18 protein-coding genes are annotated in these 20,422 nt (G+C 41.5%); 2 read left to right on the top strand and 16 right to left on the bottom strand.

Going from position 1 to position 20,422, the window contains the following annotated elements; genetic code table 11:
• Positions 1 to 48: 48 nt before the first annotated feature.
• From OZX63_RS04705 to parE, 4 genes are all read right to left on the bottom strand, one after another.
• Positions 49 to 978, bottom strand: coding sequence for a manganese-dependent inorganic pyrophosphatase (locus OZX63_RS04705; RefSeq protein WP_277145060.1), 930 nt, complete (start codon positions 976 to 978; stop codon positions 49 to 51).
• A 61-nt stretch (positions 979 to 1,039) separates the two neighbouring features.
• Positions 1,040 to 1,975 carry a LysR family transcriptional regulator gene (locus tag OZX63_RS04700; protein WP_277145058.1) on the bottom strand — a complete coding sequence of 312 codons (936 nt, stop codon included), beginning with the start codon at positions 1,973 to 1,975 and terminating at the stop codon, positions 1,040 to 1,042.
• Positions 1,976 to 2,123: 148 nt separating this feature from the next.
• A complete protein-coding gene (parC, locus tag OZX63_RS04695) occupies positions 2,124 to 4,574 on the bottom strand; it encodes a DNA topoisomerase IV subunit A (protein ID WP_277145056.1) in 2,451 nt (816 codons plus the stop codon).
• A gap of 15 nt (positions 4,575 to 4,589) precedes the next feature.
• A complete protein-coding gene (parE, locus tag OZX63_RS04690) occupies positions 4,590 to 6,548 on the bottom strand; it encodes a DNA topoisomerase IV subunit B (RefSeq protein WP_277145054.1) in 1,959 nt (652 codons plus the stop codon).
• 96 nt (positions 6,549 to 6,644) lie between these two features.
• Between parE and plsY the strand changes: the two genes are divergently transcribed.
• Entirely contained in the window at positions 6,645 to 7,280 is a 636-nt protein-coding gene (gene plsY, locus OZX63_RS04685; RefSeq protein WP_277145052.1) for a glycerol-3-phosphate 1-O-acyltransferase PlsY, read from the top strand.
• A 122-nt stretch (positions 7,281 to 7,402) separates the two neighbouring features.
• Here the strand turns inward: plsY and OZX63_RS04680 are convergent, their stop codons facing one another.
• The 11 genes from OZX63_RS04680 to OZX63_RS04630 form a co-directional block, all read right to left on the bottom strand.
• Positions 7,403 to 8,290, bottom strand: a complete 888-nt coding sequence (locus OZX63_RS04680) for an aldose 1-epimerase family protein (protein WP_277145051.1) — start codon at positions 8,288 to 8,290, stop codon at positions 7,403 to 7,405.
• Positions 8,291 to 8,308: 18 nt separating this feature from the next.
• Entirely contained in the window at positions 8,309 to 9,712 is a 1,404-nt protein-coding gene (hslU, locus tag OZX63_RS04675; RefSeq protein ID WP_277145049.1) for an ATP-dependent protease ATPase subunit HslU, read from the bottom strand.
• 15 nt (positions 9,713 to 9,727) lie between these two features.
• The gene (gene hslV / locus OZX63_RS04670) at positions 9,728 to 10,252 is read right to left on the bottom strand and encodes an HslU--HslV peptidase proteolytic subunit (RefSeq protein WP_277132724.1); all 525 of its coding nucleotides are present in this window, start codon (positions 10,250 to 10,252) and stop codon (positions 9,728 to 9,730) included.
• Complete coding sequence (gene xerC, locus OZX63_RS04665) at positions 10,252 to 11,175, bottom strand: tyrosine recombinase XerC (RefSeq protein WP_277145047.1); 924 nt, start codon at positions 11,173 to 11,175, stop codon at positions 10,252 to 10,254. Before xerC ends, hslV begins: the two co-directional genes overlap by 1 nt.
• Complete coding sequence (gene trmFO, locus OZX63_RS04660) at positions 11,176 to 12,492, bottom strand: methylenetetrahydrofolate--tRNA-(uracil(54)-C(5))-methyltransferase (FADH(2)-oxidizing) TrmFO (RefSeq protein ID WP_277145045.1); 1,317 nt, start codon at positions 12,490 to 12,492, stop codon at positions 11,176 to 11,178.
• Positions 12,493 to 12,579: 87 nt separating this feature from the next.
• Positions 12,580 to 14,691 carry a type I DNA topoisomerase gene (topA, locus tag OZX63_RS04655; RefSeq protein WP_277145043.1) on the bottom strand — a complete coding sequence of 704 codons (2,112 nt, stop codon included), beginning with the start codon at positions 14,689 to 14,691 and terminating at the stop codon, positions 12,580 to 12,582.
• Between the two features lie 65 nt (positions 14,692 to 14,756).
• On the bottom strand, positions 14,757 to 15,605 hold the full coding sequence (gene dprA, locus OZX63_RS04650; protein WP_277145041.1) for a DNA-processing protein DprA: 849 nt from the start codon (positions 15,603 to 15,605) through the stop codon (positions 14,757 to 14,759).
• Between the two features lie 46 nt (positions 15,606 to 15,651).
• Complete coding sequence (locus OZX63_RS04645; protein ID WP_277145039.1) at positions 15,652 to 16,410, bottom strand: ribonuclease HII; 759 nt, start codon at positions 16,408 to 16,410, stop codon at positions 15,652 to 15,654.
• Positions 16,407 to 17,246 (bottom strand): ribosome biogenesis GTPase YlqF, encoded by an 840-nt coding sequence (ylqF, locus tag OZX63_RS04640; RefSeq protein ID WP_277145036.1) that lies wholly within the window; start codon positions 17,244 to 17,246, stop codon positions 16,407 to 16,409. The genes OZX63_RS04645 and ylqF overlap by 4 nt, the downstream gene beginning before the upstream one ends.
• A 50-nt stretch (positions 17,247 to 17,296) precedes the next feature.
• On the bottom strand, positions 17,297 to 17,527 hold the full coding sequence (locus tag OZX63_RS04635; protein ID WP_277145034.1) for a YozE family protein: 231 nt from the start codon (positions 17,525 to 17,527) through the stop codon (positions 17,297 to 17,299).
• A 2-nt stretch (positions 17,528 to 17,529) separates the two neighbouring features.
• The gene (locus tag OZX63_RS04630; protein ID WP_277145032.1) at positions 17,530 to 18,390 is read right to left on the bottom strand and encodes a DegV family protein; all 861 of its coding nucleotides are present in this window, start codon (positions 18,388 to 18,390) and stop codon (positions 17,530 to 17,532) included.
• Positions 18,391 to 18,508: 118 nt separating this feature from the next.
• On the opposite strand from OZX63_RS04630, the gene OZX63_RS04625 reads away from it, so the two are divergent.
• The gene (locus tag OZX63_RS04625; protein WP_277145031.1) at positions 18,509 to 19,174 is read left to right on the top strand and encodes a hemolysin III family protein; all 666 of its coding nucleotides are present in this window, start codon (positions 18,509 to 18,511) and stop codon (positions 19,172 to 19,174) included.
• Here OZX63_RS04625 and OZX63_RS04620 read toward each other — a convergent pair.
• On the bottom strand, positions 19,171 to 20,367 hold the full coding sequence (locus OZX63_RS04620) for a CCA tRNA nucleotidyltransferase (RefSeq protein ID WP_277145029.1): 1,197 nt from the start codon (positions 20,365 to 20,367) through the stop codon (positions 19,171 to 19,173). The genes OZX63_RS04625 and OZX63_RS04620 overlap by 4 nt on opposite strands.
• Positions 20,368 to 20,422: the final 55 nt, after the last annotated feature.

Here is a 20,422-nt window from a genome sequence, read left to right as displayed (position 1 = left end):
AGACGAAGTAGGATCAATTCCCTACTTCGTCTTTTTTGTTATTCAATTTTAGTTAAAGGCTTCAGTTAGCGGCGGGACAACTTGCTTCTTACGCGAAACAACTCCTGGTAAGCTAATTTCTGAGTCAGTAACCTTACCAAAGGCCTTTTCAAATGCTGCTTGAGCTTCATCTGAGCCTACTACAAGAGCAGTTGAATCAGAATCAAGGACATTGGTAATTAACAGCATAAACATGTCGTAGTTGTTAGCATCTGATGCTGCTTGCATTGCTTTTAAGAAAGCATCTTTGCGTTCCATTGCTTCTGGCAAGTCAACAACGTTAATTTGAGCAACCCGAACATTCTTGCCGTTAAGGGCAAAGCTCTTGGCATCTAAATCAATTAAGTCTTCTTCTGACTTAGATGCAATGTTAGTACCAGCCTTTAATTCGTCAAGACCATAAGTCTTGTAATCAACACCGGCGATCTTAGCTAAAGCTTCAACAGCTTCGTGGTCGTCATCAGTAGTAGTTGGTGACTTGAGCAGCAAAGTATCGGAAATAATTGCTGACAACATAATTCCAGCAATGTTTTGCGGAATTTCTACACCAAAGTGTTTGTACAACTTCCACATAATTGTACTTGTACAACCAACAGGCTCTGCTAAATAAAACAATGGTGCACTAGTATCAAAGTTCATAATCCGGTGGTGGTCAACAACGTGGGTTACTGTCACCTGATCAATGTCAGATACACTCTGTTGCGGCTCATTGTGGTCAACCAGCATTACCTTGTCAACCTCATTGGCAGCAGTCTTAATTACCCGTGGTGCTTCAAAACCAAACTTCTTTAAAGCATAGGCAGTTTCATCATTAGGTTCGCCAAGTGCAACAGCTTCAGTGTTAAAACCCAACTTGTTTTGCAAGTATGAGTAAGCTATCGCGGTCCCAATCGCATCAGTATCAGGATTTTGGTGACCAAAAACTAACTCTTTTTCCATTAATCTTCCTCTTTCTTCTTTTATAAAATTTATCGTTCTATTCTATTTTAGCTAATAGACGTTATTTATCCAAGAAATTTTTGAATTCGGTCAAAATATTATTGATCCGAGGAACAGCCTTTTTACCTTTACGATAAACTAATGAAACAGCAAATGGTTCAACTTCTTTTAAATGAATTGGTGTCAGCTTGATCTCATCTTTATGAGCTTGGTAATATGCATCACTGACAAACGTGTCATAATCAGTTTCTTGAGCGGTCTTAATTAATTGCTCTGTTGATGACAAGCTGATTGGAACAGTTAAGCAATCCTTGATATTAGTCTTATTACCCAGCTTTTTCTTCATTAACTGAGTTAAGTAAAAGCCATCTGGATAAGCGACCCATTCACGATGAGCAAAGCGAGAAATCGGATATGACTTCCCTGCCTCAACTGTATCCTTATGTGTTAAGACCGTTAATTGATCTTCATAAACAGTTGCGTGCTCATATTGATTCTGCAATTCAGCCTGGCTCTTCTTAGTACTGTCAGGCCAGAACATAACTGCCATATCAATTAAGTTATTGTCTAAGCTGTACCACAAATTTTTGCGGTCATAATAAGTCACATTAAGAACAATATCAGGATTCTTTTGGTTGAAGCCAACCAAGAACTTCCGCAATATTTCTGAATTAATGCTATCCAAAATACCAATTGAGATTTGACCTTTATCAGCTTGAGTAAACTCTTGAATGCCGCTTACAACTGAATTAATTGTATTTAATAGCTTAATGGCACCAGTCTGCAGTTCTTTACCAGCTTCAGTTAAATAGAGCTTCTTCCCCATTTGACCAAACAGCGGTGTTCCAATCGCATGCTCAATCTTTTTAATTTGCTGCGTCAGCGCTGGCTGTGTAATACCCAATATTTGAGCAGCCTGCGTATAATTCATCGTATCGATTAGTTGTAAAAAATAATGTAAGGACTTTGTTGAAAGTATTGTATCTGTTTTAGGCATGTAAAAAACTTCCTCTATCTTAGTAAGAATATATTTACATGTATTATCAAATAAAATCGGGCTCATGTCAAAGTATAATTTAAAATATTTTACAAATTTATAAACGATTTTTAAAATTTTGATTTAAAAATTGTAAGCCCTTCAATTATTAACAACTTAGTGGTTGTCCCAAAATCAAGTCAACAGGTTGGCCATCGCTTACTGTGTCAATTACAAACGATCCATTTGAGTAACGATCTCCCAATGGATAATCACTAGTTTGCAATGTTACTTTTCTTTTACTACTAGAAACAATTATTAAAGTATGATTTTGACCATAAGATACTAATGCTGAAATTCGATGCGGCTTTGTCTTTAACTCACGTAAAACAAGCACGCCGCGTTTAGCACGCGAAACCTTATTAATCAGCTTAACTTTGAATTGCTTGAAAGCACCTCGTTGTGTAATCAAACCAACTTTAATTAGGTCAAGATATTCAGGATCAACTAAGATGTAGGACACGATAAAATCATCATCCTTCAAATTAACGGATTTAACTCCGACAGCTTTAGCTCCAGATGTCGGTATTTCACTTACGTCATAGCGAACAGCATAAGCATCATGCGTGAACAAGATGATTTCTGCCTTTGTATCAGGTTGAACAACATCAACGCGCACCACTTGACTTGCTTGTGACTTCATCTTCATAGCGCCCATTGCTCTAGAACGATAAGTCCTGGTCGGTTGCAAATTAGCCAGTTCCAGCTGCTTGATATAGCCATCATTGGTAGCTAGCAAGAAGTTAATATTCTTGTCCAATTTGTCAAACGCAAAGACGCGAATTATCTGTTCTTCACTTGGTAAGCCGATTTCTTGCGACAGGTGCTGCCCAGTTTCTTTCCATTTTGTTTCAACTAGCTCGTGAACCGGCCGATAAATGACATTCCCGCGATTAGTAAACAGATACAGGTTAGCTAAAGTTGAAATTGTCTTTTCAAAGACAACGTCATCACCATCAGGCAAACCGTTTTCTGCATCATCGCTTGATTGCCACGAACGTAAGGACGAGCGCTTTAAATAGCCATCATGACTAATTAAAACCCGAACTTGTTCGTCAGCAACCAATGCTTTTTCATCAATTTGAATTTTGGCAGTGGCAGTAGAAATTTCTGTTCGCCGCGGATTACCAAATTCCCGTTTAACAGCTGATAACTCACGAATAATTTCTTTTTCTAAAACCTTCTTGTCAGATAACAATTGCTGATACTGCTCAACCTTTTTGTTTAAATCAGTTTGTTCAGCAATTAAAGCATCAACATCGGTATTGGTTAAACGATACAACTGCAAGGATACAATGGCTTCTGCCTGTCTTGGCGTAAAATCAAATTCAGCCGTCAAATTTTTCTTAGCATCAGCCTTATTCTTGGATGCCCGAATAACCTTAATCACTTGATCCAAGATGTCCATTGCGTGAATTAGGCCCTGAATGATTTCTAAACGGTTTTGTGCCTTATTTAAATCAAACTTGGTTCGCTTAATCACAACGTCCTTTTCATGGTCAAGGTAGGAAGCCAAAATGTGCTTTAAACCAACTTGAACAGGCGTCATATTATCAATTGCAACCATGTTAAAGTTATAAGAAACCTGCAGCTCGGTGTTCTTGAACAGATAGTTTAAAATGTTTTGCGCGTCAGCGTCCTTTTTAAGCTCAACAACGATTGATAAACCATGCCGGTCTGTCTCATCACGAACTTCCGCAATCCCGTCAATCTCCTTATTAAGACGAATTTCATCCATCTTCTTAACCATCAAAGCCTTATTGACGGCAAATGGAATTTCGGTAATTACAATTTCTTGCCGGTGGCCACGAATTTCTTGAATTGACGTCTTAGCCCGCACCTGAATGCGGCCGCGCCCCGTCTCATAAGCTTCACGCAATCCCTTTTGGCCCATAACAATTGCACCAGTAGGGAAATCTGGCCCCTGAACATACTTCATTAAGTCGTCTAGCGTAGCATCTGGGTGCTTTAACAAATATATCGTGGCATCAATCACTTCTGACAGATTGTGTGGCGGAATATCTGTGGCATAACCTGAAGAAATCCCCGTTGAACCGTTCACCAGCAGGTTAGGAAATCTGGCCGGTAAAACCGTCGGCTCATATTCCGTATCATCGAAATTAAGCACCATGTTGACGGTTTCCTTGTCAATGTCCTGCAATAGCATATTGGAAATCTTGTTTAGCCGTGATTCCGTATAACGCATGGCAGCCGGACCATCACCGTCCATTGAACCATTGTTACCGTGCATTTCAACTAACGGCTCACGCATTTTCCAGTCTTGTGATAAGTGGACTAGCGCACCATATATGGAACTGTCGCCGTGGGGGTGGAAATTACCCATGATGTTTCCTACAGCCTTGGCTGCTTTCTTAAACGGCTTGTCGTACGTATTGTTATCCTGATACATTGCGTAAAGGATTCTTCTTTGCACTGGCTTTAAGCCATCACGAATATCCGGAAGAGCCCGTTCCTGAATGATGTATTTGGAATACCGTCCAAATCGTTCACCCATGACCTGCTCAAGCGGCATTTCACGAATTCGTTCTTTTATCGCCATTAATTAAAAACCTCTTTACTCATTTTCTTCTTCTAAGATTGACGCGTTCTCGCCCATTCTAAACTTAACGTTCTGTTCAATCCATTTCCGTCTAGCAGCAACCTTATCACCCATCAAAGTCGTAACTCGGCGTTCAGCAAGAGCCGCATCATCAATCTTCACCCGAATTAACATTCTGGATTCTGGGTTCATGGTTGTTTGCCACAATTGCTCGGCATTCATTTCACCTAAACCTTTGAATCTTTGCAAAGCATAGCCACGACCCATATTTTTCTCGTCGGTTGCTAATTCCTCATCAGTCCAAGAATACTTGACCTGTGCCTTTTTACCGCGGCCTTTTTGCAGACGATAAAGAGGTGGCAAAGCAATATAGACCTTACCTTGCTCAATCATTGGTCGCATGTACCGGTAGAAAAATGTCAGCAGCAGAATTTGAATATGTGCACCATCATCATCGGCGTCCGTCATGATAATTACTTTGTCGTAATTAGAGTCTTCGGCCTTGAATTCGGCACCAACACCAGCACCAATGGTATAAATCATGGTGTTAATTTCTTCATTTTTAAAAATGTCTTGTAATTTAGCTTTTTGGGTGTTTAAAACCTTGCCTCGCAGCGGCAAAATTGCCTGAAATCTGCGGTCTCGGCCTTGTTTAGCAGAACCACCGGCAGAATCACCCTCGACCAAAAATAATTCGTTCTTTTTGGGATTACGTGATTGAGCTGGGGTTAACTTACCGGACAATACTTCTTTCTTGCGGCGTTTTTTACCATTGCGACTCTCGTTACGAGCTTTTTTAGCTGCTTCACGGGCGTCTCGTGCTCGCTGAGCCTTTTTAACGAGGTCTTGGGCTAACTCACCGTTTTCCATTAAATAGTACGACATCTGCTCGTAAACAAGCGTATCAACTACCGAACGAGCTTGTGGTGTTCCTAATTTACCCTTAGTCTGACCTTCAAACTCAAGTAGTTCTTCTGGAATTTTGACTGAAAGGACAGCACTGAGGCCTTCACGGTAATCTGAGCCATCAATATTTTTATCTTTTTTACCAAGCAAGCCTTGTTTTTTGGCATAATCGTTAAAGGCACGAGTGAAACCACTGCGGGCACCAACTTCATGAGTACCACCGTCAGAGGTTCTGACATTATTAACAAAGGAAACCAAGTTTTCTGAATAGCTGTCGCTGTATTGACCGCTAAACTCAACTTCCATCCCGTCCTGTTTGCCTTCAAAATAAAACACATCGTTCAGGGTGTCTTTGCCCTCATTCAAGTAGGACACAAAGGACTTAATCCCATCGTCATACTTGAAATCGTCGTGATGCTCCGGCTCACGTTCATCATTTAAGATAAAACGCACACCCTTTAACAAGAAGGCAGACTCACGAATCCGCTCTTGGATAGTCTCGTATTTATACTTAGTAGTTGAAAAGATGGTCTCATCAGGCTTAAAAGTAATAGTTGTGCCGTCTTTTTCTTTGGTTTTACCCAGCGACTTTAAAGTTCCTACTGGATGACCACCATTAGCAAATTCTTCCTCATAAGCTTTGCCATCACGCACAACTCTAACTTTTAGATAACTGGACAGAGCGTTGACAACTGAAGACCCAACACCATGCAGACCACCTGATGTCTTATAGTTTTGTTCGGTAAACTTACCACCGGCATGCAAAACAGTCAGGATAACTTCAATCGTTGGTTTTCCTGACTTGTGCATCCCCGTCGGCATCCCCCGACCAAAATCGCGCACAGTTACGCTATTATCCTGATGAATGGTCACGTCAATTTCTTTACCATAACCGGCCATCGCTTCATCAACTGAATTATCGACAATTTCATAAACCAATTGATTCAAGCCATGAATATCAGTTGACCCAATATACATTCCGGGCCGCTTCCGAACCGCTTCTAAACCGTGAAGAATCTGAATTGACGAGTCATCGTAAGAATTTGTTTTTTTATTTATTTTAGCCAAATAAACTCCTCCAGTTATTAAATCATCTAAAAAGTCACCGCATATTGCTTAATCTTTGCTAAAATAGCTTTAAGACACTAAGAGAGCGGGATTTAAATGATAAATTTGAAATTATTACTGGTATTTATTCTAGCATACTTAATTGGATCCTTCCCGACGGGGGTAATCATTGGCAAACTATTTTTCCATGAAGACATCCGTAATTATGGCTCGGGAAACATCGGTACCACCAACTCATTTCGGGTTCTGGGACCACTTGCCGGCAGCTTTGTGCTCGTCGTCGATGTCCTTAAGGGGACGCTTGCAACTTGCTTGCCGCGGCTCTTGCATCTGGGGACACCTAAGTATGTCTTATTAATTTGTGGCGGGCTAGCCGTTTTAGGACATACCTTTTCAATCTTCCTTAAATTTAAGGGAGGCAAGGCAGTTGCGACTAGCGCCGGTGTCTTTTTAGGCTACAATCTCCAATTCTTTGGCGTTTGTGCGGTAATCTTCTTACCGTTAGTCTTTATTACATCGTATGTCAGCCTATCAAGCCTAATTTCGATTACCGCAATTTTTATCGCGACGTTTTTCTTTCACGATATTTTCTTAACCGTAATCGCGGGCGTCATGCTCATTATTCTTTTTACAAGACATCGAGATAACATTAAGCGCCTTGAGCACCACAACGAGAATATTATTCCCTTTGGCTTGCTTTATTGGTATAAAAAAAGCCACCACAAGTTATAAACTAGAAATAAATACAGCCAGCTAAACCTTAGTTTACTGGCTTTTATATTATATCTATTCGAACAATTGTTCGCAAGTGTTAATTATAATTAAAAAGAGACACGTTAGTGTCTCTTTTTTGCTTAATCTTGATCATGAAAAGCCATGCCAAAACCAGCCGTAAAAGTAGCATCATGAGCTAAATGGTTCATCCCATATTTATCTTCTAACTTACCGTTAGTATCACTTCTGTCAGCAATTCCCCACCACGGCTCGATACATACATAATCGGCTGTTTGCGGGTACTGCGACCAAACACCAACAAATGGTGCATCCCGCAGCCAAACATTAACGTGAAAAGCACTCGTCTCTGTTTTAAGGGACACCTTATTATCATGACCGCTCATTTGAAAAATCAGAGCATCATTCTTAAATAAATGATCGCTTAACGTAATTAGGCTGTTGGTAGAAGCAAGAGAGCGATTATCCCAGTCAAGATATGAACCCTTTAATGGAATTTGCACTCTAGCAACCGAAGGCTTCGTACTAAAGTAATAATCTTCCTTACTAATCGAATTAGTTGTTGGAATATTAAATCCTGGATGACCACCAATACCAAAAATCATTTCACCAGCGGACTTATTCGTCACACTGAAGTTTTCTTCAAGCAAATTATTCAACAAATTATAATTAACCCGCAATTCAAACTTAAACGGATAAATCTTCCTTGTTTCTGGAGTGTCTTTTAGCAAAAAGGTAATACTCTCAGCAGTCTGCTGCTCAACACTAAATTCCATATCACGAGCAAAGCCATGTTGCGTAATGTGATAGGTCTTACCCTGATAAGTGTATTCATCATTTTTAAGCCGACCAACAATTGGAAATAACACCGGCGCATGACGTCCCCACACATTGGGGTCTGCCTGCCAGAGATATTCGTAACCGCTGTGCTGACTTTTAATGCTTTGCAATTCGGCACCCTTGCTTGAAATAACAACTTGTAAAATTGTATTTTTGATAATGTAGTCCATCTTACTCATCATCCTTTGTTAAAGAATAAACTTAGTCAAATCTTTATTTGTTATTATATCACTAAGTTTTTCATTAACATATGCTTCGGTCACAGTAATTTCTCCCATTTCCATGTCTGGGCCTTCATACAGCACATCTTCGAGCAATTTTTCAAGGATAGTTGCCAGTCTTCTTGCCCCGATATTGTCTGTTCCTTGGTTAACGTCGTAGGCAATTTGTGCGATGCGATCAATGGCTTCTTGTGTAAAGATTAATTTGACACCGTCTGCATGCAGCAAGGCAACATATTGCTCTAATAATGAGTCTGCTGGATCTTTTAAAATCTTAACGAAGTCATCTTTAGACAGGGCATTTAATTCAACTCTAATTGGAAAACGTCCTTGTAATTCAGGAATCAGGTCACTTGGCTTAGTTTCTGCGAATGCCCCTGCAGCAATAAACAGAATATGGTCGGTAGAAACTGGACCGTATTTGGTCTGCACAGTTGAGCCTTCGACGATTGGCAAAATATCACGTTGCACACCTTCACGAGAAACCTCGCCGGAGTTTTTCTTATTGCCTGAAGTAATTTTATCAATTTCATCAATAAAAATAATTCCGTTGTTAGTTGTGCGCTCAATTGCCTTTTGGTAAAGGGTATCGTAATCAATCAGCTTGTGCGATTCTTCTTGAATTAAGACTTCGCGTGCATCCTTAACCGGTAAAGTCCGCTTAACCTTCTTTTTAGGAACCAAATCACTCAGCATTGAGCTCATATCAAGTCCCATTTGGCCCATCATGTCGCCCATTGGATTAACCTTTGGTGCCTGCTCAACCTCAATCGTCACTTCACGATTTTCTAACAAACCCTTATTCAGCTGCTCGGAAACCGTCAACCGCTGATTGCGAATATCATCGGTGACTTCTTCTTGGTCAGCAGGTTGCTTATCAGTTTGACTGCCGCCCATTAGCATTGACATCATATCTTGCATTTCCTGCATCTGATTTTGGCGCTTTTCGTGCTTAATTCCGGGAACCAATAACCGAACCAAAATCTTATTGGCTTCCTTAGCCGCTTGAGCACGGACACGGTCAAATTGGTCCTTTTCTTCCATGCGAACAGCTTCATTGACTAAATCGCGCACCATTGACTCAACATCGCGGCCGACATAACCAACTTCGGTAAACTTAGTTGCCTCAACCTTAACAAAAGGAGCCTGAACAATTGCAGCAAGCCGCCGAGCAATTTCCGTTTTACCAACACCGGTAGGACCAGCCATCAGCAAGTTCTTAGGTGTGATGTCCTCCTGCATTTTCTTTGGCAATTGCATGCGGCGATAGCGGTTATAAAGGGCAATCGCCACCGCCTTTTTTGCTTCATCTTGCCCAATAATGTACTCATTTAGCAAATTAACAATTTGTTTTGGCGTTTTTGTTTCCATGAATTTTTCTCCTAATTAGAGTTCGTCCGTGATAATTTGATTATCAGTAAAAATATCAATTCCTGAAGCAATTTCCACTGCTTCATGTGCAATTTCTTCAGCCGACATTCCTGTTGAATGTCTTGTCAAAGCAATTGCGGCAGCCTGAGCAAAGTTACCACCAGAACCAATTGCGACAACGTTTTCGTCTGGTTCCAGCACTTCACCATTTCCAGAAATCAGTAACAAATCCTTTTCATCAAATGCAATCAGCATTGCCTCCAGCTTTTGCAAAGTAGGGTCTTTGCGCCATGATTGCGCCATCTCAACGGCAGCACGACGTAAGTCGCCGCCAAAGGCTTCTAGTTTGCCTTCCAGCATATCCTGCAAGCTAACTGCATCCGCAACACCGCCGGCAAAGCCAATCACAACGCGGTCATGATAGATCCGCCGGATCTTTTTAGCTGTTGCTTTGGCGATTACCTTTTCGCCTAATGTAACTTGACCGTCACCAGCAATTGCTGTTTTACCATTAAATTTCACTGAACAAATTGTTGTCATTATTTTGCCTCATCTTTCTGATTATTACGAGTGAAAAATTGCTCGTAATTAGCCTGTAAGTGGCTCATTGTAACGTGGGTATAAATTTGCGTTGTTGACAAGTTCGCATGTCCCAGTAATTCCTGCACACTGCGTAGATCGGCACCGTTGTTAAGCATTGCCGTCGCAAAGGAGTGGCGCAGTTCATGGGGATGCACCTTGCCGCTGACCCCAGCCTTATTAAATACTTTTTGCATCACATATTCAATTCCGCGTGATGTAATTGGCTTACCTTGATTATTTAAAAAGACTGTTTGCGGATCAGTTTGCTGACCAAGAAGTTGCGGCCGGGAGTCGGTTAAATACTGCTTTAATGCTTTTTCAGTTTGCTCATCAAAAGCGACATAACGATCCTTATTGCCTTTACCGTGAACTAAAATTACTTTTAAATCTAAGTCCAGCTGCGGCAATTTTAACCCACTAACTTCACTGACCCGCATCCCAGTTGTATAAAACAACTCAAACATCGCGAGGTTACGCACCGTTAGTGGATCACTAGCCGTCAATGTCGCAAAGACCTGCTTCATTTCCGGTGCATAGAAAAATTGGGGCAATTTGCGCGTCTTTTTGCGGAGCACAATTGTTTGCGTTGGGTTAGTCTTAACTACCTTGCGCCGAGTTAAAAAGCGATAAAATGACCGTAAACTGGACATCTTACGAGCTTGCGTTGTTCTAGCTAATTTCCGCTCTGCAAGATTTTGTAAAAAAATCTCAACATCGCGTTCAGTAATTTTTTGCCAAGACACAAACCCGCCATTAACCTGCCAAAATGCCTTTGCCTCAAGCAAATCAGTTTGGTAAGACTGGATCGTCTTTGAACTATAATGCCGCTCATTTTGCAAATAAGAAATAAAGCTTTGCAACTCTTGATCTTGCGTTGTCATTTAACCCAAGACTTCCTCTTTAAATTTAGCTAAACTGGCTAAGCCGCGTTCACTAATTTTTTCGTGGCGCTCACGCTTATTCCGCACCTTTTTACCTTCAAGCCCTGGAATCAAAGCAAAGCTGGCATTCATTGGTTGGAAGTGTTTAGCACTAGTGGTAGTTACATAATTAGCCATTGAACCAAGAGCTGTCACTTTCGGAAAAGCAACCGGTTCTTCTGCCAGCGCTCTTCTAGCTGCATTAATTCCGGCAACTAAACCACTGCCGGCACTTTCCACGTAACCTTCAACGCCAGTCATTTGTCCGGCAAAGAACAAACCAGGTTGCTTTTTAGCTTCATAACTAGCAGTTAAGACTTCTGGTGAAGCCATGTAGGTATTGCGGTGCATTTTACCGTAACGGACAAAGCGGGCATTGGCTAAACCGGGAATCATTGAGAAGACCCGTTTTTGCTCACCGTATTTCAGATGCGTTTGGAAGCCGACAATATTGTACATTGAGGCAGCCGCATTATCCTGGCGCAATTGAACAACGGCATACGGCGTCTTGCCCGTGTGGGGATCTTCCAAGCCAACTGGCTTCAGGGGACCAAACAGCATTGTTTTACTTCCCCGTGCGGCCATTACCTCAATTGGCATACAACCTTCAAAAACTTCACTATTTTCAAAGCCGTGCATTTCAGCTGTTTCGGCATTAACTAGCTCTTGAGCAAAATGATCATATTCTTCTTTAGTCATCGGACAGTTTAAATAAGCTGCCTCACCGCGGTCATAGCGGGACTTTTTATAAACAATCTCCTGATCAATTGAATCGGCCGCCACAATTGGTGCTGCTGCATCAAAGAAGTGCAGACTATCGGTTCCAGAAAATTGTTGAATTTTGTCAGCCAAGGCATCACTAGTCAAAGGGCCAGTCGCAATTACCGTAATTCCATCTTGCGGGATTGACGTGATTTCTTCATCATGGAAGGTCACATTAGGGAGTGAATGCAGCTTCTGGGTGACATACTCACTAAACTTATCTCGATCAACTGCTAAGGCACCACCGGCTGGAACCTGAGTTTTGTCAGCCGCCTCTAAAATAAGTGAATCTAGTTGCCGCATTTCTTCTTTTAATAGGCCAACGGCGTTTGACAACTGGTTGGACCGCATTGAGTTGGTGCAGACTAACTCGGCAAAATTACCAGTCTTGTGCGCTGGCGTTAACTTCGTGGGGCGCATCTCGTATAAATCAACTTGGATTCCACGCTTGGCCAATTGCCACGTTGCCTCACTACCGGCAAGTCCACCACCAATTACTGTTACATTTTTAGGCATCTTAAGATATTCCTTTTCTAAAAAATATTTCTTCTAAATACAAGAATATCATCAAACCATACCTGACTTGATGATATTAACTTAAATTTAACTTTCTTTTACAGCGCCTTCATCCTTAGGCTCCTCTTTATAGTCACCGTTAGGACACAGAACAACCAAGCCCTTCTTGTTTTTCTTTTCAACCAAAAAGTGACCATCATTAGGGCAGTTGCGACCAATCGGTTTATCCCATGAGACAAAGTCGCATTCTGGATAACGCGAGCAACCAAAGAACTTACGGTTACGCTTGGATTTCTTTTCAACAACATCCCCCTTGCCACATTTAGGGCAAGTTACACCAATCTTCTTGACAATTGCCTTAGTGTTACGACAATCAGGGAAGCGTGAGCAAGCATAGAACTTACCATAACGGCCCATTTTAATGACCATTGGTGCACCGCAGATGTCACAATTAAAGCCAGCGGGCTCGTCCTTAATCTGGACCTTCTTGATGTCGGCGTCTGCCTTATCAAGTTCCTTTTTGAAGGGATGATAATATTCGTCAATGACCTTGACCCAATTTTTCTTGCCTTCCTCAACGCTGTCGAGGTCGTTTTCTAATTGGGCGGTAAAGTCAACGTTAACAATATCAGGGAAGAACTTTTCGATTAAATTATCAACGATTTCGCCTAATTCCGTCGGCACAATCGCCTTACCTTCAAGCTTAACGTAGTAGCGCCGTTGAATGGTATCAATAGTTGGTGCATAGGTCGAAGGACGGCCAACGCCGTTTTCTTCAAGTGAATGTACCAGGCTGGCTTCGGTATATCTTGCCGGCGGCAAAGTAAAGTGCTGCTTGTTATCCGACTTAGTTAATTTAACCTGGTCGCCTTCGTTTAAATCTGGTAATTCGATATTCTTTTCCTGTTGATTATCGTAAACCTTAGTAAATCCGGCAAACTTCATCTTTGAGCCAGTTGTTCTAAAAATAACCCCATTTTGTTCAATATCAGCTCTAACCGTATCATACACAGCCGGGGTCATTTCACTAGCTAAAAATCTGGACCAAATTAGCTTGTACAATCGATATTGTTCAGTCGTTAAAACTGACTTGAGTGATTCCGGCGTCCGATAAATGCTAGTCGGTCTAATTGCTTCATGGGCATCCTGAGCATCTTGAGCATTCTTAAAGTGCCGCTGACCCTTAGCTGCATATTCTTTGCCATATTTTTCATTTAAAAACTTCGAGGCTTCAGCTTGAGCAATCGGCGATGTCCGCTTAGAGTCGGTTCTCATATAAGTAATTAAGCCGACTGTGCCCGATTTACCAAGGCTAATTCCTTCATAAAGCTGTTGGGCAATACTCATTGTCCGCCGAGTGCGGTAATTAAGCCGTTTGTTAGCTTCCTGTTGCATTGTGGAAGTCGTAAAAGGTGCAGCTGGTTGCCGGCGACGCTCACGAGCAATAACTTTGCTGACAGTAAACGCCTTTTTCTTGTCGATTTTAGCTAAAACTTCCTTAACAGCATCGTTATTTGGCAGTTCCTCCTTTTTGCCATCAACACCCCAAAATTGTGATTTAAATGCTTTACTGTTCTTTTTAAATTCAGCATCAATTGTCCAGTATTCTTCCGGCTTGAAATTCTTGATCTCTTTTTCCCGGTCAATTACCAGCTTTAAGGCAACTGACTGAACACGACCAGCACTCAAGCCCTTTTTAACCTTATCCCATAAAATTGGTGACAGTGAATAACCAACAATCCGGTCTAAAATGCGCCGTGCCTGCTGAGCATTAACCGTGTCCATATCAATTGCACGGGGATGCTTGAAGCTCTCCTTAACGGCATCTTTGGTAACCTCATTGAAGGTTACCCGGTTCTTAGCTGTATCGTCAAGATTTAACGCATGAGCTACGTGCCAAGCAATTGCTTCTCCTTCACGGTCGGGGTCGGATGCCAGATAGACATCTTTGGCTTTTTTAGCTTCCGACTTTAATTCCTTAATCGTATCGCCCTTGCCCCGAATGGAAATATATTTTGGCTTGTAATTATTATCAAAATCAATTCCCATTTGTGATTTTGGCAAATCGCGAATATGCCCCTTAGAAGCAATTACCCGATAATTACGGCCCAAATATTTTTCAATCGTCTTGGCTTTTGCCGGCGATTCTACAATTACTAATGTTTTTTTACGTTTTTTTGGCTTTGACTTAGTAGGCATCAAATGCCTCCTCATTAAAATTCTATTTTTTAAAAATACTAATCTGAGAATAGAATATTTAATGGCTAGTTGTCAAATCTTTCATTTAATTTAAAATCCGTTATCGGGTTAGCACCCACTGCAATCAACTTATTTGGTCCCGCCGATAATGGGCTAGTAATTGGCCCGGGGACGGCATAGACATTACGATTTTCCTGCAGTGCCAAGTTGGCCGTGATTAAGGAGCCTGACTTTTCCTTAGCTTCCGTTACCACAACGCTTTCCGCAAGTCCCGCTAGAATACGGTTGCGCTCAGGAAAACGAAATGGGCGCGGCGGTGTATCTGGTAAATATTCACTTAAAATTAGCCCCTTTTGCATGATTTGCTCCTGCACCTGGTGGTTAACCATTGGATAATAATGATTTAGTCCGTTGCCGACAACAGCAATGGTTTTGCCATGATTTTGCAAAGTGGCTTGATGCGCCAAGACATCGACGCCTTTAGCCAGGCCACTGGCAATTACCACATGATTATTAACTAAATTTGGTACAAGTTGCGCCAAAACTTGCTGACTATACGCCGTTGCTTGCCGCGAGCCAACAATTGTCACAATTCTTTTTTGTAGTAAGGTAATATCGCCGCGCGCAAACAAAATTAGGGGCGGCTGATATATCTGCCGCAATTGCTCGGGATAATTATCATCAAAGAAACTGATTACCTGACACTGCTTTTTAATTCGCTTAATCACCTTGCCATACTTTTCGAGCTTATATGCAGCCAAGCTAGCTTCTTTGACAGCTGCAGGTAGCGTCATCTGCTTGATTGTTTGTACGGTGACCTGCTCATCATCTAGTTGGCTAGCAATCTGCAGCATCTTAACATAACCAAGTCCCTTTTGTAATTTCAGGCGTAACAAAAAATTTGTTTTTTCCATTAAAAAAGCCTCCTAATTACAAATACGTAAAAAAGGAGGATATATTCTATTTTGTTTTAAAAAAGTCACTAACTGGTGCAAAGGTCTTGCGGTGAATTGGTGTTGGCCCATACTTTTCTAAAGCAGTAAGATGGGCACTGGTGCCGTAACCGACATTATGTGCAAATTGATATTGCAGGTAAATTTTACCGTAATCGGTCATCAAACGATCACGGAAGACCTTCGCTACAATCGAGGCTGCCGCAATTGAATTCGACTTAGCATCCCCCTTGATTAGGCGCACTTGCGGCAAATCAACGGGGACATTCATCGCATCGACTAATAATGCATCAGGCTTGCAGTCAAGCGCCGTAACAGCTTGCGCCATTGCCAAACGGTCCGCCTCATAAATATTAATTTCATCGATTACTTGGGCGCTTTTAACACCCACAGCAACACTTACTGCTTCTTGCAAAATCTTCGGGTATAGTTCCTGTCGCTTTTGCGGACTTAGCTTCTTAGAGTCGTTCACATCCAGCAAGTCAAAATTGGCATCAATAATCACTGCGGCCGTGACGACTGGCCCAGCTAATGGTCCGCGGCCAACTTCATCTACACCAGCCACAATTTGCCCCTTAGCCCAAAACTGCTGTTCATATTGCATTCTGGTTAAAAAAGCAGCCTGTTTTTGTGCTAACTTTTCTTGGCGGCGATAGTAACTGGCCAATAACTTTTGAACACCTGCACGTGGGTCAGCCTTTAGAGTAGCTAATTCTGCTTCACTAACTTTATCTGAAAGCAGCTGTTTTATTTCTTTAATTGTCATGGGCGGTCCAGCGTAATTCTACCAACCTTACCCTTACGCAGACGCTGCAATAAGTATAACGAGAAGCGGTCGTAATCGTCCCGCATCCCGTAAACTTCAGTCATCGCTAGCAATAAGTCAGTGTCGTTAATTTGCGTAATTTGATCCTTAGTTGTTCGGGCAAATTTAGCTAAATCGGCCAAATAATATTTGCGCAAATTCTTCAGTAAAAACAGCGCCACATCATCAGCGTGAAAAATGCTGTCCTTAATTGCACCAAAAGCAGCTAATTTATAGCCGACTTCTTGATCATCAAATTTAGGCCATAAAATTCCCGGGGTATCCAAAATTTGAATATTACTTTGCGTCTTAAGCCAAGTTTGACCTTTGGTTACCCCTGGCTTATTTCCAACAGCAGTCACATTTCGGCCTACTAACCGGTTAATAATCGTTGACTTACCACAGTTAGGGATACCGGCAAGGGCAATTCTAATCACCGGATTAGAAGCACCCTTGGCCTCCAATTTAGCAACTTTATCAGCCGCCGCCTTTTTAATCATCCGGACTAGCACCTGCATGTTGGTATTATGCAGTGAGTCCATCGCCATGACGAATTTACCCTTTTGCGTAAGCTTTTTTTGCCAAATCTTAGTTAGCACTGGATCTGCCAAATCCGCCTTATTCAAAATGATTAAGTGTGGTTTATTGCCTACTAATTCCTCAATCATCGGATTTCTTGATGATTGCGGGATGCGCGCATCTAAAACTTCAACTAAGACGTCAATTAAGCCCATCTTGTCTTCAAGCTGGTTGCGCGCCTTGTTCATATGTCCCGGATACCATTGAATTGTCGCCATTTTTTTGCCCTCTTTAACACTAAAAAAGCCCCAAATAATGAGGAGCTTGCTTAATACGCCATCTTTTCCCGATACATCTCATAAGCCTGATCAAAAATACTCATACTAGGTAAATAACCCGCATTTAGTTCTAGGTAATCAGATAGCTTTTCGTAATTTTGTTCCTGCTTAGGAAAAGTCTGATCATTCTGAGCATTATTTGCAAACTGTGCGACTTCATCATTTGAATCACTGTCACGCTGCGTCATCAAATAACGATAAAAACTTTCTCGATAAGCCATTATTACTCCGTATAGTACAAAATTGCATAAGCACCAAGTCCAGCATGTGTTGCAATTACTGGGCTGGTCTCGCGCACTAGCACATCAATTTTAGAATTAATTTCTTTGATTTTTTGTGCAAAATCCTTTAATTCCTGCGGCACACCATCGAGTGAAACGTAAGAAATACCAACTTCCTTGATTTTATCCTTGTTTGCCTCAATATCGGCTAACACCCGATTATCAAAAGCTAGCGAGAACTTCTTGCCGCGACCTTTTTTAGCCACTTTTAAATGGCCACCAGGCATTTGCAGCTCAATGCGAATGTTCAGTAAAGTAGCAATTTTACCAGAAACAGCTCCTAGTCGTCCACCCTTAATGATATTTTCCAAATTAACAATCATCATGCGCAAGCGCTGCGTCTTTTTAATTTGCTCCAGGTGCGCCAAGATTTCTTGAACACTTTGTCCCTGAAGAGCACCGCGAGCGGCTTCTAAAACTTGCAGTCCTTCAGCTCGATCAGTCAATTGAGAATCCACGATACTTACTTGATCGGCTTTACCCGCAATTTTAACAGCCTGTCTTGCCGCATCAACTGTGCCGCTCAAGCCTTTACCTAAAAAGATCCCGATAACGCTACTACCGTCAGCGGTTAGCTCATTGATTGTATCAACTAACCGGCCAATTGGCGGCTGACTCGTCTTAGGTAATTCTTTTGATGTCGTCATTTTTTCGACAAATTCTTGCCGTGTAATGTCCACGCCATCAACATATGTTTGATCATCAATCGTCACCAGTAGTGGGACAACTGTGATATGATATTTCTCGATTTCTTCTGGCGTTAATTGCGCCGAAGAATCCGTCATGATTTTTATCTCTGACAACGTATTTGCCCTCAATTCTAATTCGCGTTACATTTTATGATAAAATGTGAACAATATCAATACATGCATTATAGCAAAAAACCTTAGTGCAGAAGAAAAGGATTGGACTATTTTGATAATGAAATTTAAAAAACTTTGGCAAGAACCAACTACAAGATCAAAAACATATTACATTTTAGACAATACTTTTAGTGCCATTACTCACGGAATTGGCTTTGGCCTAGCCGTTGCTGGTCTAGTATTGCTAATCGTTAAAGCTGCAGCTACTGGGAATGCCTTACGTATTGTTACCTTTAGTATTTATGGTGCTTGTTTGGTCTTTTTATACCTATTTTCAACGCTATTTCATAGCCTAATCTTTACCCGTGCACGCAATGTCTTTCAAATTTTTGATCACACATCAATCTTTCTATTAATTGCTGGATCGTACACGCCGTATTCGCTTGTAGCTATCGGCGGCATTCGGGGCTGGATTTTATTTAGCCTAATCTGGACATTGACCATTTTTGGCATTATTTACTATATCTTTAACCGTGGTAAGCACACAATCCTTGACACCGTTTTGTACGTTGTCATGGGTTGGCTCGTGATTTTTTCGGGGCAGTCACTTTATGTTCGCCTCAGTCCGGTCGGCTTTTGGCTACTTGTTGGTGGCGGTGTTGCCTACACCGTCGGCGCCTTACTGTATACCATGCGCGGTATTCCCTTCATCCATGTCATTTGGCACTTATTTGTGATGCTGGGATCGGGCTTAATGTACTTTTCAGTCCTGTTATACGTCTAATTATTTGCCAAAAAGGCAGTAACTGCATCCGTCGTGTTTTCAAGCTCGCCAGCAATGATTTTTTGCTTAATTTCGGTCAATAAATTACCTAGTTGAGGTCCCGGAGCAATTCCAGCATTAATTAAAAACCGGCCGTCAATTGCCAGTTCAGCTGTCGACTTAATCGGCAGAGCAACATAGCGGTCAACTAAGGCCTCGGAATTAACTGGCTGGCCCAAGATATGAGCGACATCAATTGCGTTTAGCAAAATATCTTTTCCTGCTTCAAAAAGTTCAAAATCAGTTGGTGTCCGCTCTGAAAGCAAATCAAAGACCGCAACCACTTTTTCAACTTCGCTTGTCATAGCGTTTGAATTTTTCCAATCACGCATAAATTTAGCAATTTGCTCGTTAGGGATTTTAAGCAAAATAATAATAATGGCCCACAAGCTAGTTTCGATATCTGGATTAAACTTTAGGCTTGGGTAAATTGTCAATAATTCGCTTTTACCGCCAAAATCCGGTACGTCTTCGCTTAATTGCGTATCTAAAAAGACCTGAAAAGCCTGCCGTGAATGCGGGCCAATCCCCATCTTAACAAATTCATCACGAATCCGTTCTACCGAAATCTTTTGCAAGAGCTGGTGGTTATCCTTAACCGCCTGCTCTGTTTTTGTTTCCAAACTAAATTGCAATTGACTCATAAAGCGGACTGCACGCATCATGCGTAAAGCATCTTCGTTAAAACGCTTTTCCGGATCACCAACAGCCCGAATAACATGCTTTTGCAAATCGCCGAGACCATCAAACAAATCAATGATTTCACCGCTTGTGTTCATCGCCAGTGCATTTATTGTAAAGTCACGGCGTTTAAGATCTTCACTTAAATTCTGCACAAAAGTTACATGATCGGGACGGCGATAATCTTGGTAACCAGACTCCGTTCTAAAGGTTGTAATTTCATAACTGCCGCCATTGTATAAGACGGTCACGGTTCCGTGTTTAATCCCAGTATCAATCGATCGACTAAATAGTTCTTTAACTTCCTCTGGATAAGCACTAGTGGCAATATCAATGTCATGGATATGCCGGCCCAGTAACAAGTCACGGACCGAGCCACCAACAAAGTATGCCTCAAAGCCTGCTTGTTCCAGTGTCTTAAGGACAGGAAGCGCCGCGGTAAAAATCGCGGGTAATTCATTTATTTTCATCATTAATTAATCAACTCATCTATTTATTTTTAATTTTTGTTAGTAAATTAGCACTATT

This window comes from Lactobacillus sp. ESL0700 (assembly GCF_029392095.1).
Classification (GTDB): Bacteria; Bacillota; Bacilli; order Lactobacillales; family Lactobacillaceae; genus Lactobacillus.
The sequence above is the reverse complement of the archived record's forward strand: the minus strand, read 5'-3'. Positions and strand labels throughout refer to the sequence as shown.

What these genes read in the sequence shown, in the direction of transcription:
- xerC (WP_277145047.1), bottom strand. Translation starts at nt 11,175, where the DNA reads ATGACAACGCAAGATCAAGAGTTGCAAAGCTTTATTTCTTATTTGCAA.
- ylqF (WP_277145036.1), bottom strand. Translation starts at nt 17,246, where the DNA reads ATGGCGACAATTCAATGGTATCCGGGACATATGAACAAGGCGCGCAAC.
- trmFO (WP_277145045.1), bottom strand. Translation starts at nt 12,492, where the DNA reads ATGCCTAAAAATGTAACAGTAATTGGTGGTGGACTTGCCGGTAGTGAG.
- hslV (WP_277132724.1), bottom strand. Translation starts at nt 10,252, where the DNA reads ATGACAACAATTTGTTCAGTGAAATTTAATGGTAAAACAGCAATTGCT.
- hslU (WP_277145049.1), bottom strand. Translation starts at nt 9,712, where the DNA reads ATGGAAACAAAAACGCCAAAACAAATTGTTAATTTGCTAAATGAGTAC.
- OZX63_RS04700 (WP_277145058.1), bottom strand. Translation starts at nt 1,975, where the DNA reads ATGCCTAAAACAGATACAATACTTTCAACAAAGTCCTTACATTATTTT.
- OZX63_RS04635 (WP_277145034.1), bottom strand. Translation starts at nt 17,527, where the DNA reads ATGGCTTATCGAGAAAGTTTTTATCGTTATTTGATGACGCAGCGTGAC.
- OZX63_RS04645 (WP_277145039.1), bottom strand. Translation starts at nt 16,410, where the DNA reads ATGACAATTAAAGAAATAAAACAGCTGCTTTCAGATAAAGTTAGTGAA.
- parC (WP_277145056.1), bottom strand. Translation starts at nt 4,574, where the DNA reads ATGGCGATAAAAGAACGAATTCGTGAAATGCCGCTTGAGCAGGTCATG.
- OZX63_RS04625 (WP_277145031.1), top strand. Translation starts at nt 18,509, where the DNA reads ATGAAATTTAAAAAACTTTGGCAAGAACCAACTACAAGATCAAAAACA.
- plsY (WP_277145052.1), top strand. Translation starts at nt 6,645, where the DNA reads ATGATAAATTTGAAATTATTACTGGTATTTATTCTAGCATACTTAATT.
- OZX63_RS04620 (WP_277145029.1), bottom strand. Translation starts at nt 20,367, where the DNA reads ATGATGAAAATAAATGAATTACCCGCGATTTTTACCGCGGCGCTTCCT.
- OZX63_RS04680 (WP_277145051.1), bottom strand. Translation starts at nt 8,290, where the DNA reads ATGGACTACATTATCAAAAATACAATTTTACAAGTTGTTATTTCAAGC.
- OZX63_RS04705 (WP_277145060.1), bottom strand. Translation starts at nt 978, where the DNA reads ATGGAAAAAGAGTTAGTTTTTGGTCACCAAAATCCTGATACTGATGCG.
- dprA (WP_277145041.1), bottom strand. Translation starts at nt 15,605, where the DNA reads ATGGAAAAAACAAATTTTTTGTTACGCCTGAAATTACAAAAGGGACTT.
- topA (WP_277145043.1), bottom strand. Translation starts at nt 14,691, where the DNA reads ATGCCTACTAAGTCAAAGCCAAAAAAACGTAAAAAAACATTAGTAATT.